Raw genomic sequence first — 18,508 nt, 5'->3', positions numbered from 1 at the left:
GTAGCTGCCGCAGGCTGCGATCTTTTGCTTTGGCCTTTGAAGATCAGGATCAAAAGATCGCAGCCTGCGGCAGCTCCTACAGGGATCGGGGTGTTTTTAAGTTTTGTGGACACCACGAAAACCTTTGAGAACTTGCCTGCAAGCGATGGCGGCAGGTCATTCACATCCTTGTTATTTGACACACCGCTATCGCTGGCAAGCCAGCTCCCACAAGAGTTTGTGGTGTGCCCGGATTGTGTAAGCAACACAGAACCCTGTGGGAGCGTGGCTTGCCCGCGATAGCGGTAGATCAGGCAACAAAAAAAACGGCACCTTACAGTGCCGTTTGCTTTTCACACATCAACCATCACTTGCGCGCATCCGCCCACGATTTCAGCAGTTCGTTGTAGCTCACGGTCTCGCCCTTCGGCTTCTCGTTGGCCAGTTTCGGTTTCGGTGCGCCCGGTTGGTCGAACCAGTATTGCGCGTCGCGTTCCGGGTTCATTTTCGGGGCGCACGTGGCTTGCGCTTTGGAGCGTTCCAGACGCGTCATGATCGCGTCCTGATCCTTGGCCAGGCCATCCAGCGCCTGTTGCGGAGTCTTCTCGCCGCTGGCCGCTTCGGCGATGTGGCTCCACCACAATTGCGCCAGGCGCGGATAGTCCGGCACGTTGGTCCCGGTCGGGGTCCATTGCACACGGGCCGGGCTGCGGTAGAACTCGACCAGACCGCCGAGTTTCGGCGCCAGATCGGTCATCGCCTGCGAGTTGATGTCCGACTCGCGGATCGGCGTCAGGCCGACGATGGTTTTCTTCAGCGACACGGTTTTCGAGGTGACGAATTGCGCGTAGAGCCACGCCGCCAGCTTCTGTTTCTCCGGCGTGGATTTCATGAACGTCCACGAACCCACATCCTGATAGCCGAGTTTCATGCCCTCTTCCCAATACGGCCCGCGCGGCGACGGCGCCATGCGCCATTTCGGCGTGCCGTCGGCGTTGACCACCGGCAGGCCCGGTTTGGTCATGTCGGCTGTGAACGCGGTGTACCAGAAAATCTGCTGAGCAATGTTGCCTTGCGACGGCACCGGGCCGGACTCGGAGAAAGTCATGCCCGCCGCTTCCGGTGGCGCGTACTTCTTCAGCCAGTCGACATACTTGGTGGTGGCGAACACCGCCGCCGGGCCGTTGGTGTCGCCGCCGCGGGTCACGCTGGAACCGACCGGATGGCAGTCTTCGACGCGAATCCCCCACTCGTCCACCGGCAGACCGTTAGGCAAGCCCTTGTCGCCGCCACCGGCCATGGAGAACCAGGCATCGGTGAAACGCCAGCCCAGCGACGGATCTTTCTTGCCGTAGTCCATGTGCCCGTAGACGCGTTTGCCGTCGATTTCCTTTACGTCTTCGCTGAAGAATTTGGCGATGTCTTCATAGGCCGACCAGTTCACCGGCACGCCGAGTTCGTAGCCGTACTTTTCCTTGAACTTGGCTTTCAGGTCGGCCCGTTCGAACCAGTCGGCGCGGAACCAGTACAGGTTGGCGAACTGCTGATCGGGCAACTGATAAATCTTGCCGTCCGGCGCGGTGGTGAACGAGATGCCGATGAAGTCCTTGATGTCGAGGGTCGGCGAGGTGAAGTTCTTGCCTTCGTTGGCCATCAGGTCGGTGATCGATTCGGTCTTGCCGTAGCGAAAGTGCGTACCGATCAGGTCCGAGTCGTTGACCCAGCCGTCGTAGATGTTCTTGTCCGACTGCATCACCGTCTGCATTTTTTCCACCACATCGCCTTCTTGCAGCAGGTCGTGGGTGAGTTTGATCCCGGTGATTTCGCTGAACGCCTTGGCCAGCACCTTGGACTCGTATTCGTGGGTGGTCAGGGTCTCGGAAACCACTTTGATTTCCATGCCGCGAAACGGCTCGGCGGCCTTGATGAACCACTTCAGTTCTTCGAGCTGCTGATCCGCCGTCAGGGTTGACGGTTTGAATTCGCTGCCGATCCACTTTTTCGCAGCGTCTTCGTAGGCATCGGCCCAGGCCGAAGCGCTCAAACCGCTGAGTGCGAGCATGGCTGCCAATGAAATGCTATGTCGCAGCTTATTGTTTTTATCGAACATAGAGACCTCCAGTTAGAGTTTCGGAGCACGATTGCCGAGCGACTCGACTAGCCCCAGCGCATCACAACCAACAGCCACACCAGAGACAGCGCGGACGCCACCCAGATGCTCCAGTCGGTGACGCCGATTACCAGCAGATGCAGGTAGGCGCTGCCGAGAAGACCGATGAACAAGCGATCGCCACGGGTGGTGGCAATCGGCAGAAAACCGCGGCGCAGGATGCTCGGCGAGCGCAGTTCCCAGGTGGTCATGCCCACCAGCAACAGGCCGATGGCAATAAAGAACCCCGCCGTGGGGGTGGTCCAGCTCATCCATTCCATCATGCGTTCCTCAGACCCGACCCAGGGCAAAGCCCTTGGCCACGTGGTTGCGAACAAACCAGATCACCAGCATGCCCGGCAGGATGGTCAAGACCCCCGCCGCTGCCAGCACGCCCCAGTCGATGCCCGAGGCCGACACGGTGCGCGTCATCACCGCCGCAATCGGCTTGGCGTTGACCGACGTCAGCGTGCGCGCCAGCAGCAGTTCGACCCAGGAAAACATGAAGCAGAAGAACGCCGTGACGCCGATCCCGGAGCCGATCAGCGGGATGAAAATCTTCACGAAGAACTTGGGAAAACTGTAGCCGTCGATGTACGCGGTTTCGTCGATTTCTTTCGGCACCCCGGACATGAAGCCCTCAAGAATCCACACCGCCAGCGGCACGTTGAACAGACAGTGCGCGAGTGCCACGGCGATGTGCGTATCGAACAGCCCGATCGACGAATACAACTGAAAGAACGGCAACAGAAACACCGCCGGCGGCGCCATGCGGTTGGTCAGCAGCCAGAAGAACAGGTGCTTGTCGCCAAGAAAGCGATAGCGCGAAAACGCGTACGCCGCCGGCAACGCCACGCTCAGCGAGATCACCGTGTTCAGGCTGACGTAATACAGCGAATTGAGATAACCGGTGTACCAGCTCGGGTCGGTGAAAATCACCTTGTAGTTGTGCCAGGTGAAATCCTGCGGAAACAGGGTCAACCCGCCGAGAATTTCGGTGTTGCTCTTGAACGACATATTCAGCAGCCAGTAGATCGGCACCAGCAGAAACAGGATGTACACCAGCAACGGAATCAGCTTTCTTTTGTGCATGGCCGGGCCCTCAGCGATTGGCGTCGGAATGGGTCATGGCGGTGTAGAACAGCCACGAGACCAGCAGGATGATCAGGAAATACACCAGCGAAAACGCCGCTGCCGGGCCCAGATCGAATTGGCCGACCGCCATCTGCGTCAAGGTCTGACTGAGGAAGGTCGTGGCATTACCCGGCCCGCCGCCGGTGAGCACGAACGGCTCGGTGTAGATCATGAAACTGTCCATGAAGCGCAGCATCACCGCGATCAGCAGCACGCTTTTCAGCTTGGGCAACTGGATGTGCCTGAACACTGCCCAGGCCGAGGCGCGGTCGATGCGCGCCGCCTGGTAGTACACGTCAGGAATCGCCCGCAACCCGGAGAAGCACAGCAGTGCCACCAGCGAAGTCCAGTGCCAGACGTCCATCACCAGCACCGTGACCCAGGCGTCCATGGTGTTGGCCGCGTAGTTGTAACTGATGCCCAGCGCATTCAGGCTCGAACCGAGCAGACCGATGTCGGCGCGACCGAAGATCTGCCAGATGGTGCCGACCACGTTCCACGGGATCAGCAGCGGAATCGCCAGGATGATCAGCACCACTGACGACCAGCGGCCCTTGGTCGGCATGGTCAGGGCGACGGCAATACCCAGCGGGATTTCGATCAACAGTACGCAGGCCGAGTAAATGAACTGGCGCAGCAGCGAGTCATGCAGACGCGGATCGAGCAGCACCTGCTTGTACCAATCAGCGCCGACGAAGTAGCGGCTGGACTGGTCGAAAATGTCCTGCACCGAATAGTTGACCACGGTCATCATCGGGATCACCGCACTGAACGCCACCAGCAGAAATACCGGCAACACCAGCCACCAGGCCTTGTTGTTCTGCACCTTGTTCATGGCTGCACCTCGGTAGAGTCGGTGTCTTCAAGAAGAAACTCGTCGGCGTAGACCATCAGCCACTGCGCCGGAAAACTGATGTACGCGGTGCCCTGCGGCACCGGTTTGTCTTCGGCCAGACGCACCTTCAACGGCGCGCCGTCGAGGTCGAGGGTGAGGATCTTGTAGGTACCCAGGTCTTCGACGTGAACCACCCGCGCCTGCATCGCCTCGTCAAACGGCTCATCCCAGACATGGATGAACTCGGGGCGGATGCCGACCTTCAGATTTTTCCACTGGCCGTGTTCGATATGCCGTTGCAAGGCGTCGGATAACGGCAGGTGCGTGGAGGCGAAACCGACCCCGCCCGGCTGCGGCTGCACCTCGATCAGGTTCATCCCCGGGCTGCCGATGAAGTAGCCGACAAAGGTGTGGCTCGGCCGCTCGAACAATTCCCGCGGGGTGCCGAACTGCACGATCTGGCCGCCGTACATCACCGCGATCTTGTCGGCGAAGGTCGAGGCCTCCAGTTGATCGTGGGTGACGTAGACCATGGTGATGTTGAACTGCTCGTGGATCTGCTTGAGCTTGCGCCGCAGCTTCCACTTCAGGTGCGGGTCGATCACCGTCAGCGGCTCGTCGAAGAGGATTGCCGAGACGTCGTCACGCACCAGGCCACGGCCCATGGAGACTTTCTGCTTTTCGTCAGCGGTGAGGTTGCGCGCCTTCTTGCTCAGCAAGTTTTGCAGGTCGAGGACTTCGGCGATTTCCTGCACCTTGCTGTGCACTTTCGCCTCGGCCATGCCCTGATTTCTCAGAGGGAAAGCCAGGTTATCGAACACGGTCATGGTGTCGTAGACCACCGGGAACTGGAACACCTGGGCGATGTTGCGCTTCTCCGGGGTCAGGTCATTGACCGCTTTGCCGTCGAACAGCACATGCCCCTGCGAGGGGCTGAGCAGGCCGGAAATGATGTTGAGCAAGGTCGATTTGCCGCAACCCGAAGGGCCGAGCAAGGCATACGCGCCGCCCTGCTCCCAAATGTGGTCCATCTCGCGGATCGCGTAATCGTCAGGCCCGCTCGGCTGCTTGCTGTAGCTGTGGGCCAGGTGCTGCAAACGGATTTCGGCCATCAGGCAACCCTCGCGACACGCCGGCCCGGTGCCTGCACCAGACGGCCCTGCGCATCGAACACGAACAGTTTGTGGGTCGGGATGTAAATGCGGATCGGCGCATCGACGTCGTATTCGTGCACCCCGGGCAGGTGCAGTACCAGCAGGAAATGTTCGTTGCGTACGTGCAGGAAGGTTTCCGAGCCGCTGATCTCCGCCACTTCGACGGTGACCGCCAGTTCCAGATCGTCATCGTTGCTCGGCACCAGCGAAATGTGGCTGGGGCGCACGCCGAAGCGGAATTCGCCCTCGCCCACCGGCCGTAGATCGACGTTCAACGGGAAGTGCACGAAGTTGGCAAAGCTGACTTCGTTGCCGGCAATGCGCCCGGGCATCAGGTTGATCGGCGGTTCGGAGAACAACTCCGCTGCCAGCACGGTTTGCGGCTGGTGATACACCGAAGTCGACGGGCCGCTCTGGATCACCCGGCCTTCGTGAAGAATGGTCGTGGTGCCGCCCAAGGCCAACGCTTCGTTGGGCTCGGTGGTGGCGTAGATCGCGATGGTGTGGCGGGCCTTGAACAGTTCGCGCATTTCCTGACGCAATTCTTCGCGCAGCTTGTAGTCGAGGTTGACCAGCGGCTCGTCGAACAGGATCAGTTCGGCATCCTTGACCAGCGCCCGGGCCATCGCCGTGCGCTGCTGCTGACCGCCGGACAGCTCCAGCGGATGGCGCTGCAGGAACTTCTCGATGCGCAGCATCCGTGCGGTTTCCTGCACCTTGCTGTGGATGATGTCCTTGGCGACACCGGCCTGACGCAGCGGCGAGGCGATGTTCTCGAACACGGTCATGGTCGGGTAATTGATGAACTGCTGATAGACCATCGACACGTTGCGCAGGCGCACTGGGCGCTGAGTGACGTCGACGCCGTTCATCAGGACGCGGCCGCTGTCGGGCTTGTCCAGGCCGGCCATCAAACGCATCAGGCTGGTCTTGCCGGACAGCGTGCGGCCGAGCAGAACGTTGAAGGATCCGGGTTCGAAGGTCAGGCAGGCATCGTCGATCCAGGTCTGGCCCTCGACGGTACGGCTGACGTGCTCCAGGGTGAGTGACATGGCTCGGCCTTTTTTATTATTGGAGTCAAGCGACCTGTGCAGCAGAGCGACATTCGTGCCAGAAATGGCAAGTGGTTGATTTATCGTGAAAAGCGCCAAAAACACGGGGAATGGGCGTTCATTGCTGAACACATTTGAACAGTTGGGCGATTGACAATGAACAATTGTGAACAACACTCTATGAACGATTTTTGCCCGATCTTGAATGCGATAGAGATCCCCTGTGGGAGCGAGCCTGCTCGCGAAAGTGGTGTGTCAGTCGATGCAATGGTGTCTGATAGACCGCTTTCGCGAGCAGGCTCGCTCCCACAGGGGGATCTGTGTTTTGCTCAGGATTTGGGTTCATAACAACAATAAAAAACGCTGCATCAGAGGCCCACCACCATGGCCGCACCTGCTCCGCCGCTGTCCCATGACGCGATTGTCCAGACCTCTTGGCAACGTTGCCGCGCCTTCGGCCTCGACCATCAAAGTGCCCCGGCCTTCGACCAACTGCCTGCCGCCGGCATTGCGCAATTGCTCGAACGTCACCACTCACTGGTGCAAACCACCCATCAGGAAGTCCTGCCGTACTATGAGAACATCCTGAGCAACTCCAATTGCCTGATCATGCTCGCCGACCACCACGGCCAGGTGCTGACATCGTGGGGCACCCAGCGCTTTATCGAGCCGAACCTGGCCCGGGGCTTTCGCGCCGGGGCGAGCTGGATGGAACGCTGCAGCGGCACCAATGCCATCGGCACCGCGCTGGCCTGCGAGCAAGCGGTGCACATCGAGCACGATGAACACTTCCTCAAGGCCAACCGCTTCATGACCGGTTCTGCCGCGCCGATTTTCGATGCCGAGCGCAAGGTCATCGCCGTGCTTGACGTGTCCAGCGACAGCTACCTGCCGCCCTCGCACACCTTGGGCATGGTCAAGATGATGAGCCAGACCGTGGAGAACCGTCTGATTCTCAACCTGTTCCACGGTCAGCACTTTCAACTGACCTTCAACACCGGGTTGAACAACCTCGACAGTCAATGGGCCGGTTTGCTGATTTTCGATGAGAGCGGTCAAGTGCTGTCAGCCAATCGTCGCGCGGACAATCTGCTTGGCGTGCGCCTGTCGCGGGTCAGCGTCGAAAGCCTGTTCAACGTGTCGCTGCTGGAGCTGCTGAATCAGCCGGACGGCTTGCCGTTTGCCTTGCAGACCTCAGGGCGCAACCGTTTCCAGTGCCTGTTGAAGCGACCGCAACAGGCGCCGATTCAGCCTCGGGTATTTGCCGAACCGAAAACGGCGCCGATCAAAGCGCCAGGCGTGATCAGCCTTAACTCTCTGCATTTTGGTGACAGCCGCGTAGAAAAAGCCGTGCGCCAGGCCGAACGCCTGCTGGAGAAAGACATTCCGCTGCTGATCCACGGCGAAACCGGGGTCGGCAAGGAAGTCTTCGTCAAAGCCCTGCACCAAGCCAGCTCACGCAGCAAACAGGCATTTATCGCCGTCAACTGCGCGGCGATCCCCGCCGAACTGGTGGAATCAGAACTGTTCGGCTATGAAAAAGGCGCGTTCACCGGCGCCAACCAGAAAGGCAGCATCGGCCTGATCCGCAAAGCCGACAAAGGCACGCTGTTCCTCGACGAAATCGGTGACATGCCGTTGCCGACTCAGGCGCGGTTGTTGCGGGTGTTGCAGGAGCGCTGCGTACAACCGGTGGGCAGCAGCGAGTTGTTCCCGGTGGATCTGCGGATCATCTCGGCGACCAACCGCTCTTTGCGCGAACAAGTGCAACTGGGGCGGTTTCGCGAGGACTTGTACTACCGAATTGGCGGTTTGACACTGGAACTGCCGCCGCTCAGAGAGCGCAGTGATAAAGAGGCGCTGTTCAAACGCCTGTGGGAGCAGCATCGCGAACCGGCACAATGGGCCGGGCTCAGCCGCGAAGTGCTGGAGCTGTTCGAGCGGCACCCGTGGCCGGGCAATCTGCGTCAGGTCAGCAGTGTGATGCAGGTAGCGCTGGCAATGGCCGAGGAGCAACCGGTGCGGCCGGAGCATCTGCCGGATGATTTTTTTGTCGATCTGGAGATGGAGCCGGTGGAGAGCGTGCAGCCGCTGGGGCTGGATCTGAATGATGTGGAGGCGTTGAACCGGGAGTTGAAAGCGGCCGGGGGGAATATTTCGCACCTGGCGCGGCGGTTGGGGGTGAGTCGGAATACGCTGTACAAGCGGTTGCGGCAGGCTGAATGACAACTCAGCCTTGAGGGCCTCTTCGCGAGCAGGCTCGCTCCCACAGGGGATTCGTATCGTGCACGGAAAACGGACATGACGAAAGTCCACTGTGGGAGCGAGCCTGCTCGCGAAGGCGTTAGCCCGGTCAACACTGGTCCTGAGGAAGAAAAAACAAAACCCGCACAAGGCGGGTTTTGTCTGTCACAGGTCAGGCAATCAATCAGCCAGACGCCAGGTCGTGCCGCCCTTGCCGTCTTCCAGCACCACGCCCATGGCGGTGAGCTGGTCGCGGATGCGGTCGGATTCGGCCCAGTCCTTGCCGGCGCGTGCCGCCAGACGTGCAGCAATCAGCGCGTCGACTTCAGCCGCATCGACACGCCCTTCGGCGCCCGCTTGCAGGAAGTCATCGGCTTCCAGCTGCAACACGCCCAGCACGCTCGCCAGTTCTTTCAGACGTGCCGCCAGACCGGCCGCCGCGTCGAGATCGCTCTCGCGCAGACGGTTGATCTCGCGCACCATCTCGAACAGCACCGCGCAGGCTTCCGGCGTGCCGAAGTCGTCGTTCATCACCGTGGTGAAACGCTCGACGAAGGCTTCGCCGCCAGCCGGGGCAACACTCGGCAAGCCTTTCAACGCGTGGTAGAAACGCTCGAGTGCGCCCTTGGCGTCCTTGAGGTTGTCTTCCGAGTAGTTGATCGCGCTGCGGTAGTGGCTCGACACCAGTAGGTAACGCACGACTTCCGGGTGGTACTTGTCGAGCACGTCGCGAATGGTGAAGAAGTTGTTCAAGGACTTGGACATCTTCTCGCCATTGATGCGGATCATGCCGCAGTGCATCCACGCATTGGCGTAGGTCTTGCCGGTGGCTGCTTCGCTCTGGGCGATTTCGTTTTCATGGTGCGGGAACTCCAGGTCGCTGCCGCCGCCATGAATGTCGAAGGTCTCACCGAGGCAGCAGGTGGACATCACCGAGCACTCGATGTGCCAGCCCGGACGCCCGGCGCCCCACGGCGATTCCCAGCTCGGCTCGCCCGGCTTGGCGGCCTTCCACAGCACGAAGTCCAGCGGGTCTTCTTTCGACTCGTCGACTTCGATGCGCGCGCCGATGCGCAGGTCTTCAATCTTCTTGCGCGACAGCTTGCCGTAGCCCATGAATTTGGCAACGCGGTAGTACACGTCGCCATTGCCCGGAGCATAAGCGAAGCCCTTGTCGATCAGGGTCTGGATCATCGCATGCATGCCCGGAATGTGATCCGTAGCGCGCGGCTCCATGTCCGGCTTCTTGATGTTCAGGCGCGCTTCGTCTTCGTGCATCGCGGCGATCATGCGTTCGGTCAGCGCTTCGAACGACTCACCGTTCTCGCGGGCACGATTGATGATCTTGTCGTCGATGTCGGTGATGTTGCGCACGTAGGTCAGGTCGTAACCGCTGAACCGCAACCAGCGGGTCACCAGGTCGAACGCGACCATGCTGCGGCCGTGGCCGAGGTGGCAGTAGTCGTACACGGTCATGCCGCACACGTACATGCGCACCTTGTTGCCATCCAGCGGCTTGAAGACTTCTTTGCTCTTGGTGAGCGTGTTGTAGATCGTCAGCACTTTATATTTCCTTGACGCGAATCACTGGCCCCACGAATCACGCAGGGTCACGGTACGGTTGAATACCGGCTGACCTGGTTTCGAGTCCTTGATGTCGGCAACGAAGTAGCCTTCGCGCTCGAACTGGAAACGGTCCTCCGGCTGTGCGTTGCCAAGCGATGGCTCAGCACGACAACCGGTCAGCACTTGCAGTGAGTCAGGGTTGATGTTGTCAAGGAAACTCGCGCTGTCTTCGGCCTTCTCCGGGTTCGGAGAACGGAACAGGCGATCGTACAGGCGCACTTCGCACTCGATGCTGGCAGCCGCCGGCACCCAGTGGATCACGCCCTTGACCTTGCGGCCTTCAGGGTTCTTGCCGAGGGTGTCCGGGTCGTACGAGCAACGCAGTTCGACGATGTTGCCGTCGGCGTCCTTGATCGCTTCGTCGGCACGGATCACGTAGCTGCCGCGCAGACGCACTTCGCCGTTCGGCTCCAGGCGCTTGTAGCCCTTTGGCGGTTCTTCCATGAAATCATCGCGGTCGATGTAGATTTCACGGGCGAACGGCAGCTGGCGCACGCCGAGTTCTTCTTTCTGCGGATGACGCGGCAGTTCGAGGTTTTCGACCTGACCTTCCGGGTAGTTGGTGATCACGACTTTCAGCGGGCGCAGCACGCACATGGCGCGCGGGGCGTTCGCGTCCAGGTCCTGACGGATGCTGAACTCGAGCATGCCGAAGTCGACCACGCCGTCGGAACGGTTGGTGCCGATCATGTCGCAGAAGTTGCGGATCGACGCCGGCGTGTAGCCACGGCGACGGAAGCCCGACAAGGTCGACATGCGCGGGTCGTCCCAGCCATTGACGTGCTTTTCATCGACCAGTTGCTTGAGCTTGCGCTTGCTGGTGATGGTGTAGTTCAGGTTCAGGCGGCTGAACTCGTACTGGCGCGGGTTGGCCGGCACCGGCAGGTTTTCCAGGAACCACTCGTACAGCGGACGATGGCTTTCGAATTCCAGGGTGCAGATCGAGTGGGTGATGCCTTCGATGGCGTCCGACTGACCGTGGGTGAAGTCGTAGTTCGGGTAAATGCACCACTTGTCACCGGTCTGGTGGTGATGGGCGTGGCGGATGCGGTACATGATCGGGTCGCGCAGGTTCATGTTCGGCGAGGCCATGTCGATCTTCGCGCGCAGCACGCGGGCACCGTCCGGGAACTCACCGGCGCGCATGCGCGCAAACCAGTCGAGGTTCTCTTCCACCGAACGGTCGCGGAACGGGCTGTTCTTGCCCGGCTCGGTCAGGCTGCCACGGTATTCCTTGGCCTGCTCAGGGGTCAGATCGTCGACGTAGGCCTTGCCGGCCTTGATCAGCTCCACCGCCCAGTCGTGCAACTGGTCGAAATACTGCGAGGCGTAACGCACTTCGCCGGACCACTCGAAGCCCAGCCACTTGACGTCGGATTCGATGGCGTCGATGTATTCCTGGTCTTCCTTGGCCGGGTTGGTGTCGTCGAAACGCAGGTGCGTGACGCCGCCGAACTCCTGGGCCAGGCCGAAGTTCACACAGATCGACTTGGCGTGGCCGATGTGCAGGTAGCCGTTGGGCTCAGGCGGAAAACGGGTGACGATCTGGGTGTGCTTGCCCGAGTCCAGGTCTGCCTGGATGATCGGCCGCAGGAAATTGACCGGCACGGCAGGGCCGGACTTGGCATTCGAGGTAGGGTCGACAGTGGGCTTGCTCATAGGATCCTTGACTTACATGTGCGCGGCCGCAAAGGGGGCCAGACAAAACAAAGCCGCTATCATAGCCGATGCTGTCAAGGGGCTGACAGAGCGCGGCCTATAAAGGCGTGCATTTAATCGACGGGTTTTGGAAAAACAGCCTCGAAATTCGCGCCTGTCACGCTAAACTGCGCACCTTGGCCGATGCAGGCTGAACCGGTTGCGGGGCTGAATGTCCCAGAACCACGAATTCCTTATAAAGAGTAGCGATCATGACTCAAGTCAAACTGACCACCAACTACGGCGACATCGTCATCGAACTGGACGCTGAAAAAGCGCCGATCACCGTTGCCAACTTCCTTGAATACGTTAAGGCCGGTCACTACGAAAACGTAGTCTTTCACCGTGTGATCAAGGGTTTCATGATACAGGGCGGCGGTTTCCAGCCTGGCATGCAGGAAAAGAAAGACAAGCGCGCCAGCATCCAGAACGAAGCCGACAACGGCCTGAAGAACGAGAAGTACACCCTGGCCATGGCCCGCACCATGGACCCGCATTCGGCCTCGGCGCAGTTCTTCATCAACGCCACCAACAACAGCTTCCTCAACCACACCGCCAAGACCGCTCAGGGCTGGGGTTATGCCGTGTTCGGTAAAGTGGTTGCCGGTACCGACGTCGTCGACAAGATCGAAGGCGTGGCCACCACTTCCAAGGCCGGTCACCAGGACGTGCCGAAAGACGACGTGATCATCGAGAAAGCCGAGATCATCGAAGCGTGATATTGCTGATTTCAGATTTGCATCTGGAAGAGGAGCGCCCGGACATCACCCGGGCGTTTCTGGATTTGCTCGCCGGACGCGCCCGCTCGGCGAGTGCGTTGTACATTCTCGGCGACTTCTTCGAAGCGTGGATTGGCGACGACGCCATGACGCCCTTCCAGCGTTCCATCTGCCAGGCCCTGCGCCAATTGAGCGACAGCGGCACGGCGATCTTTCTGATGCACGGCAATCGCGACTTCCTGCTCGGCAAGGCCTTCTGCAAAGAAGCCGGCTGCACGCTGTTGAAGGACCCGAGTGTCGTGCAGTTCTACGGCGAGCCGGTGCTGCTGATGCACGGCGACAGCCTGTGCACCCGCGACGTTGGCTACATGAAGCTGCGGCGCTACCTGCGCAACCCGATCACGCTGTTTATCCTGCGCCACCTGCCACTGAGTACCCGCCACAAACTGGCGCGCAAGCTGCGCAGCGAAAGCCGTGCGCAGACGCGGATGAAGGCCAACGACATTGTCGATGTCACGCCGGACGAAGTTCCGCGGATCATGCAGGAATATGGGGTGAAAACCCTGATTCACGGCCACACCCATCGTCCGGCAATCCACAAGCTGCAGCTTGGTGAGCAGGCGGCGAAGCGGATTGTGCTGGGGGATTGGGATCGTCAGGGCTGGGCGCTGCAGGTGGATGAGAACGGGTTTGCCTTGGCGCCGTTCGACTTCGCCCCGCCGCCGGCCCTGCCGGCCCCCACCATCTAAAGACCAAACAAAAAACCAATGTGGGAGCGAGCCTGCTCGCGAAAGCGGTGTATCAGACACCTCAGTGCTGAATGACACACTGCATTCGCGAGCAGGCTCGCTCCCACATTGAATCGCGTTGCAGATCAGTGACCGCTGGCGGCCGGCCCTGCTTTTGCGGCAAACGGCGGCTTCGCCAGCCACACAATCAGAATCAGCCCCATGAACCCCCAGCCCAGCAACGTGAAGTAATCCACGGTGGAGAGCATGTACGCCTGGCTGGTGAGGATCTGATCCATCTGCGCGTACGCCGATTGGCTCGCGCCGCCCAAATGATTCAAGGTCTCGCGGGTCGCCGGCTCATAGGTGCTGATGCTTTCGCTCATGTATGCATGATGCTGATCGGCGCGGCGGATCCAGATCCACGTGGTCAACGATGCCGCAAAGCTGCCGCCCAAGGTGCGCAGGAAGGTCGCCAGGCCTGCGCCGTCGGCGATCTGGCTCGGTGGCAGGTCGGACATGAGGATGCTCAGGGTCGGCATGAAGAACAGCGCCACGCCGATACCCATGAACAGCTGCACCAGGGCGATGTGCTGGAAGTCCACCTCGTTGGTGAACTCGGCGCGCATGAAGCAGCTCAAGCCAATCGCGAGGAACGCCAGACCGGCCAGCAGGCGCAGGTCGAACTTGTTCGCGTACTTGCCGACAAACGGCGACAGCAGCACCGGCAGAATACCGATCGGCGCCACGGCCAGACCGGCCCAGGTCGCGGTGTAGCCCATCTGGGTTTGCAGCCACTGCGGCAGGATCAGGTTGATGCCGAAGAACCCGGCGTAACCCAGCACCAGCACCAGCGTACCGATGCGGAAGTTGCGATGGGCGAACAGGCGCAGGTTGACCACCGGGTGCTGGTCGGTCATTTCCCAGATGACGAACACCGCCAGGGCGATCAGCGAAATCGCCGCGCCGATGATGATGAAGTTCGACTCGAACCAGTCCAGGTCATTGCCCTTGTCGAGGATGACCTGCAACGCGCCGACGCCGATGATCAGCGTGATCAGACCGACGTAGTCCATCGGCTGCCGACTGGTTTCCACCGGACGCTTGGCCAGCTGCGAACGCACCACCATCACCGCAAAGATGCCGATCGGTACGTTGATGAAGAAGATCCACGGCCAGCTGTAGCTGTCCGTGATCCAGCCACCGAGAATAGGCCCGGCAATCGGCGCGACCACCGTGACCATCGCCAGCAATGCCAGAGCCATGCCGCGCCTCGCGGGCGGATACACGGCAATCAACAACGTCTGCGTCATTGGGTACAGCGGGCCGGCCACTAGGCCTTGCAGCACGCGAAAGCCGATCAGTTCCGGCATCGACGTCGAGATACCGCAGAGAAACGAGGCCAGCACGAACAGAATGGTGGCCCACAAAAACAGCTTCACCTCGCCAAAACGCCGACTGAGCCAGCCGGTCAGCGGCAGCGCGATGGCGTTGCTTACGGCAAACGAGGTGATCACCCAGGTGCCCTGCTCCGAACTCACGCCGAGGTTGCCGGAGATCGTCGGCAGCGCCACGTTGGCGATGGTGGTGTCGAGCACTTGCATGAACGTCGCCAGCGACAGGCCAATGGTGCTGAGCAACAGGCTGGGCGGCGTGAAAGAGGCGTTATTGCTCATTGTGAATCCTATGAAACCGGGTTGACGCCTTGTCTGTTACAGACACAGCAGCCCTTGTGGGAGCGAGCCTGCTCGCGAATGCTGACTGACATTCAACATAGAAGTTGTCTGACACACCGCTTTCGCGAGCAGGCTCGCTCCCACAGGGGAAAGATTCAGCGTTGCGCGGTCTTGCTCACCGCAGCGCTGTTGTCGTGGATCAGTTGCGCAATCATCGCGTCGGCTTCAGCCAGTTGGCGGTCGTAGACGTTAGTGCTGAAGGAGGCCTTTTGCGGCGGTTGCTGGGCCAGCACCGGACCGCTCTGGTCGTGCAGGTTCACTTCAACGTTGGTCGACAGCCCGACCCGCAGCGGGTGCTTGGCCAGTTCTTTGGCGTTGATGTGAATCCGCACCGGCACACGCTGCACGATCTTGATCCAGTTACCGGTGGCGTTCTGCGCTGGCAACAGAGCGAACGCGCTGCCGGTACCGGCGCCGAGGCTGTCGACGGTGCCGCTGTATTTCACGCTGCTGCCGTAGATGTCGGACTCGATGTCCACCGGTTGACCAATGCGCATGTCACGCAGTTGGGTTTCCTTGAAGTTGGCGTCGATCCACAGTTGATCCAGCGGAATCACCGCCATCAGTGCGGTGCCCGGCTGTACGCGCTGACCGAGCTGCACAGTGCGCTTGGCGACGTAACCGGTAACCGGCGCGATCAGGGTGCTGCGGGCGTTGGTCAGGTAAGCCTGACGCAGTTCAGCAGCGGCCTGCATCACGTCCGGATGCGACGAGACCACGGTGTCATCGACCAGCGCGCTGGTGGTTTTCAGTTGCTGCTTGGCGTTGGCCAGGGCGTTTTGCGCCGAGGTCAGGTCGTCGCGAGCGTGGGACAGCTCTTCCTGGGAAATCGCCCCGCCAGCAGCGAGGTTTTTCCGACGGTTGTAGTTGTCCTGGGCCTTCTGCACTTCGGCCTGTTGCGCGTTGACCTGGGCTTTCATGCCATCGACGTTGCTGTACAGCCCGCGCACCTGACGCACGGTGCGCGCCAGTTTCGCCTGGGCACTTTGCAGGCCGACTTCAGCGTCGTTCGGGTCGAAGTTGATCAGCACCTGCCCTTCGTGAACCAGATCGCCATCGTCGGCGCCGATGCTGACCACGGTGCCGGTCACCAGCGGCGTGATCTCAACGACGTTGCCGTTGACGTAGGCGTCGTCGGTGCTCTCGTTGAAGCGCCCGATGAATTCGTGATACGCCCAGACGCCAGCCCCGGCGAGCAGGACCACGATGGCCAGCACCAGCAGCATGAATTTGCGCTTGCGTGGATTGCCAGTGTCGGGCGTGTTGGCTTGAGTTTGGGTGTTTTCGGCAGTGGCCATGACAAATACCTGAATTAGTTGTGCGACGTGGCTGGGGTGGCGTTGGCTGCGGTCAGGGTTTCACCCTGAAAGCCGCCGCCCAGCGCTTGCATCAGTTGAATCGACAGGTCGATCTGCTCGGCATTGAGGTTGGCCAGCTGACGCTGGGCCTGCAGCAGTTGCTGCTCGATGCTGAGCACGTCCAGGTAGTTGCCGATGCCGGAACCGTAACGCTGGACGACGGTGTTGTAAGAATCCTGGGCAATCTCGGTAGCGTGTTGTTGCGCGCCGATCTGCCGGCCGATGTCACGCAACTGGTTGATCGTGTCGCTGACATCACCCAGGGCTTTCACCAGGCTTTTGTTGTACTGCGCCACTGCCAGATCGTAATCGGCGTCACGCGCATCGAGGTTGGCGCGCAGGCGCCCGCCGTCGAAGATCGGCACCGAAATGGTCGGGGCGATGCTGAAGAAACGACTGGCCGACCCGAACATCGCGTCACCCAACAAAGATTCGGCACCGGCCGAGGCCGTGAGGTTCAAGTTGGGATAAAAGCGGGTTTTCGCCGAGTCGATGTCCTTGCTCGCAGCCTCCACGCGCCAACGCGCAGCGACCAGATCCGGACGCCGACCCAGCAGCTCCGCCGGCAGCACCGACGGCACCGCCACGGCGCTGGCTTGCAAGACTTTCGGCCGAGCAATTTCATTGCCGCGATCCGGGCCTTTGCCGAGCAACACGGCCAAGGCGATTTTCGCGCTGTTCAAGCGTTTTTCCGCGTCGATCAGGCTGGCTTCGGAGCTGGCCTCAAGGCTTTGGGTTTGCTGGAACTGGTACTGGCTGTCGATACCGGCACTCAAGCGACGCTGGCTCAGATCGAGCATCTGTTTGGTGCGCTTGAGATCGTCGCTGGCCAGGTCGTAGACGATGTGCGCCTGACCCAGATCGCTGTAGGCGCGGGCCACATCGGCAGCAAGAGTCAATTGCGCTGCCTGACGATCGACTTCAGCGGCGCGGGCCTGACCGAGTGCAGCTTCCCAGGCATCACGCTGGCCGCCCCACAGGTCGAAGTTGTAGTTGAAGCCGGCGCTGACGTTACGCACCGTCGCGTAGGCATCGCCCTGCCCTCGCGGGTCCTGATCCTTGGCCAGGCGTGAACGGCTGATGCCGGCGCTGGCGTCGAGGGTCGGATAGCGTTCGGCATCGGCGGCATACGCGGCGGCGCTGGCCTGATGCGCGCGGGCGGCAGCGATCTGCATGTCCGGGCTGTCGTGCAGCGCTTCGCGGATCAGCCCGTCGAGTTGTGGATCGCCGAGGCTGGTCCACCAGTCGCTTTTCGGCCAGGCGGCCGGCGACAGGGTCACGCCGTTGAGGGATTGGCTGGCGTTGAGGCTTTTCGCATCAAGGCGTTGGCCTTGAGTGTCGAGGCCGCTGTAGTTGGCGCAACCGGCGAGGATCATCGCCGACAGCAGCAGGGTCAGGCTGCTGCGCAAGGTTTTACCGCTCATTATGTTCACCTAAGCGCTGGATAGTGATCGGGTCACCGGCTGCCAGCAGGATTTTCTTGAGGATGTATTCCAGGGTTTTCAGCTCTTCGCGAGAGATGGCGCCGGCCAGTTCATTCATCGCATCGGCGCCGATATAGGGCAGGCGATCGGCCAGTTGCTGGCCCTGCTCGGTGAGCTTGAGCTGCACCTGACGGCGATCGCCTTCGCTGCGTTGGCGAACCAGGAAGCCTTTCTGCTCCAGACGATCGAGCATGCGCGTCATCGAACCGCTGTCCAGCGACAGGTGCCGGCACAGCTCGGCCGGCGTGTCGACGCCGTACTGGGCCATGATGATCAACACCTTGAACTGCGCGGCGGTGATGCCGTGGGGTTCCATGTGGGTGTCGATGATCCGGTCCTTGAGCAACGCGGCGCGGCCCAGCAACAGGCCGAGATGGCAATGTTTGAATTCGTCCGGGGTGAAATGCTTCATGTGCTCACCTAATAACTGCCTAGGCAGTGAATGTATGTCGAGATGTTACTGCCTAGGCAGCGAATGTCAACGCAATAGTTAGGTTGCTTTGTAATTAGTTGACCAACGGACTGGGTTTTTGTGTTGCACAGGCGGACGCCTCCGCGAGCAAGCTCGCTCCCACAGGATCTCCGCGCGACGCAAATTTCGCGTCTGATGGA

At 60.6% G+C, this 18,508-nt stretch carries 15 protein-coding genes; 3 read left to right on the top strand and 12 right to left on the bottom strand.

Annotation, left to right across the window (positions count from 1 at the left end):
* Positions 1 to 346 precede the first annotated feature (346 nt).
* Genes ACM6HV_RS04240 through ACM6HV_RS04215 form a run of 6 tightly spaced genes read right to left on the bottom strand, consistent with a single transcriptional unit; the run spans position 347 to position 6,303 of the window.
* Positions 347 to 2,089, bottom strand: coding sequence for a carbohydrate ABC transporter substrate-binding protein (locus tag ACM6HV_RS04240; protein ID WP_414903591.1), 1,743 nt, complete (start codon positions 2,087 to 2,089; stop codon positions 347 to 349).
* Positions 2,090 to 2,136: 47 nt separating this feature from the next.
* Positions 2,137 to 2,409 carry a DUF2160 domain-containing protein gene (locus ACM6HV_RS04235; RefSeq protein ID WP_027614647.1) on the bottom strand — a complete coding sequence of 91 codons (273 nt, stop codon included), beginning with the start codon at positions 2,407 to 2,409 and terminating at the stop codon, positions 2,137 to 2,139.
* Positions 2,410 to 2,419: 10 nt separating this feature from the next.
* On the bottom strand, positions 2,420 to 3,220 hold the full coding sequence (locus ACM6HV_RS04230; protein WP_041073277.1) for a carbohydrate ABC transporter permease: 801 nt from the start codon (positions 3,218 to 3,220) through the stop codon (positions 2,420 to 2,422).
* A 10-nt stretch (positions 3,221 to 3,230) separates the two neighbouring features.
* Positions 3,231 to 4,097, bottom strand: coding sequence for a carbohydrate ABC transporter permease (locus ACM6HV_RS04225; RefSeq protein WP_007961995.1), 867 nt, complete (start codon positions 4,095 to 4,097; stop codon positions 3,231 to 3,233).
* A complete protein-coding gene (locus tag ACM6HV_RS04220) occupies positions 4,094 to 5,209 on the bottom strand; it encodes an ABC transporter ATP-binding protein (protein WP_041073275.1) in 1,116 nt (371 codons plus the stop codon). Before ACM6HV_RS04220 ends, ACM6HV_RS04225 begins: the two co-directional genes overlap by 4 nt.
* Positions 5,209 to 6,303 carry an ABC transporter ATP-binding protein gene (locus ACM6HV_RS04215; RefSeq protein WP_041073274.1) on the bottom strand — a complete coding sequence of 365 codons (1,095 nt, stop codon included), beginning with the start codon at positions 6,301 to 6,303 and terminating at the stop codon, positions 5,209 to 5,211. Before ACM6HV_RS04215 ends, ACM6HV_RS04220 begins: the two co-directional genes overlap by 1 nt.
* Positions 6,304 to 6,687: 384 nt before the next feature.
* Between ACM6HV_RS04215 and ACM6HV_RS04210 the strand changes: the two genes are divergently transcribed.
* Positions 6,688 to 8,529, top strand: coding sequence for a sigma-54-dependent Fis family transcriptional regulator (locus ACM6HV_RS04210; protein WP_414903590.1), 1,842 nt, complete (start codon positions 6,688 to 6,690; stop codon positions 8,527 to 8,529).
* Positions 8,530 to 8,727: 198 nt separating this feature from the next.
* Here ACM6HV_RS04210 and cysS read toward each other — a convergent pair whose 3' ends face one another.
* Positions 8,728 to 10,110: a cysteine--tRNA ligase gene (gene cysS / locus ACM6HV_RS04205; protein WP_047291685.1), complete on the bottom strand. Its 1,383-nt coding sequence runs from the start codon at positions 10,108 to 10,110 to the stop codon at positions 8,728 to 8,730.
* 21 nt (positions 10,111 to 10,131) lie between these two features.
* Positions 10,132 to 11,832: a glutamine--tRNA ligase/YqeY domain fusion protein gene (locus ACM6HV_RS04200; RefSeq protein WP_047291683.1), complete on the bottom strand. Its 1,701-nt coding sequence runs from the start codon at positions 11,830 to 11,832 to the stop codon at positions 10,132 to 10,134.
* Positions 11,833 to 12,083: 251 nt separating this feature from the next.
* On the opposite strand from ACM6HV_RS04200, the gene ACM6HV_RS04195 reads away from it, so the two are divergent.
* On the top strand, positions 12,084 to 12,590 hold the full coding sequence (locus ACM6HV_RS04195) for a peptidylprolyl isomerase (RefSeq protein ID WP_134785991.1): 507 nt from the start codon (positions 12,084 to 12,086) through the stop codon (positions 12,588 to 12,590).
* Entirely contained in the window at positions 12,587 to 13,339 is a 753-nt protein-coding gene (lpxH, locus tag ACM6HV_RS04190) for a UDP-2,3-diacylglucosamine diphosphatase (protein WP_414903589.1), read from the top strand. Before ACM6HV_RS04195 ends, lpxH begins: the two co-directional genes overlap by 4 nt.
* A 125-nt stretch (positions 13,340 to 13,464) precedes the next feature.
* Here lpxH and ACM6HV_RS04185 read toward each other — a convergent pair whose 3' ends face one another.
* The 4 genes from ACM6HV_RS04185 to ACM6HV_RS04170 form a co-directional block, all read right to left on the bottom strand.
* Positions 13,465 to 14,994 (bottom strand): DHA2 family efflux MFS transporter permease subunit, encoded by a 1,530-nt coding sequence (locus tag ACM6HV_RS04185; protein WP_414903588.1) that lies wholly within the window; start codon positions 14,992 to 14,994, stop codon positions 13,465 to 13,467.
* Between the two features lie 155 nt (positions 14,995 to 15,149).
* Positions 15,150 to 16,352 (bottom strand): efflux RND transporter periplasmic adaptor subunit, encoded by a 1,203-nt coding sequence (locus ACM6HV_RS04180; RefSeq protein ID WP_414903587.1) that lies wholly within the window; start codon positions 16,350 to 16,352, stop codon positions 15,150 to 15,152.
* A 14-nt stretch (positions 16,353 to 16,366) separates the two neighbouring features.
* Positions 16,367 to 17,836, bottom strand: coding sequence for an efflux transporter outer membrane subunit (locus tag ACM6HV_RS04175; RefSeq protein WP_414903586.1), 1,470 nt, complete (start codon positions 17,834 to 17,836; stop codon positions 16,367 to 16,369).
* Positions 17,826 to 18,308 carry a MarR family winged helix-turn-helix transcriptional regulator gene (locus tag ACM6HV_RS04170; RefSeq protein ID WP_041073261.1) on the bottom strand — a complete coding sequence of 161 codons (483 nt, stop codon included), beginning with the start codon at positions 18,306 to 18,308 and terminating at the stop codon, positions 17,826 to 17,828. The genes ACM6HV_RS04175 and ACM6HV_RS04170 overlap by 11 nt, the downstream gene beginning before the upstream one ends.
* Between the last annotated feature and the right edge of the window lie 200 nt (positions 18,309 to 18,508).

This window comes from Pseudomonas sp. IT-P260, assembly GCF_949768395.1.
Classification (GTDB): Bacteria; Pseudomonadota; Gammaproteobacteria; order Pseudomonadales; family Pseudomonadaceae; genus Aquipseudomonas; species Aquipseudomonas parakoreensis.
The sequence above is the reverse complement of the archived record's forward strand: the minus strand, read 5'-3'. Positions and strand labels throughout refer to the sequence as shown.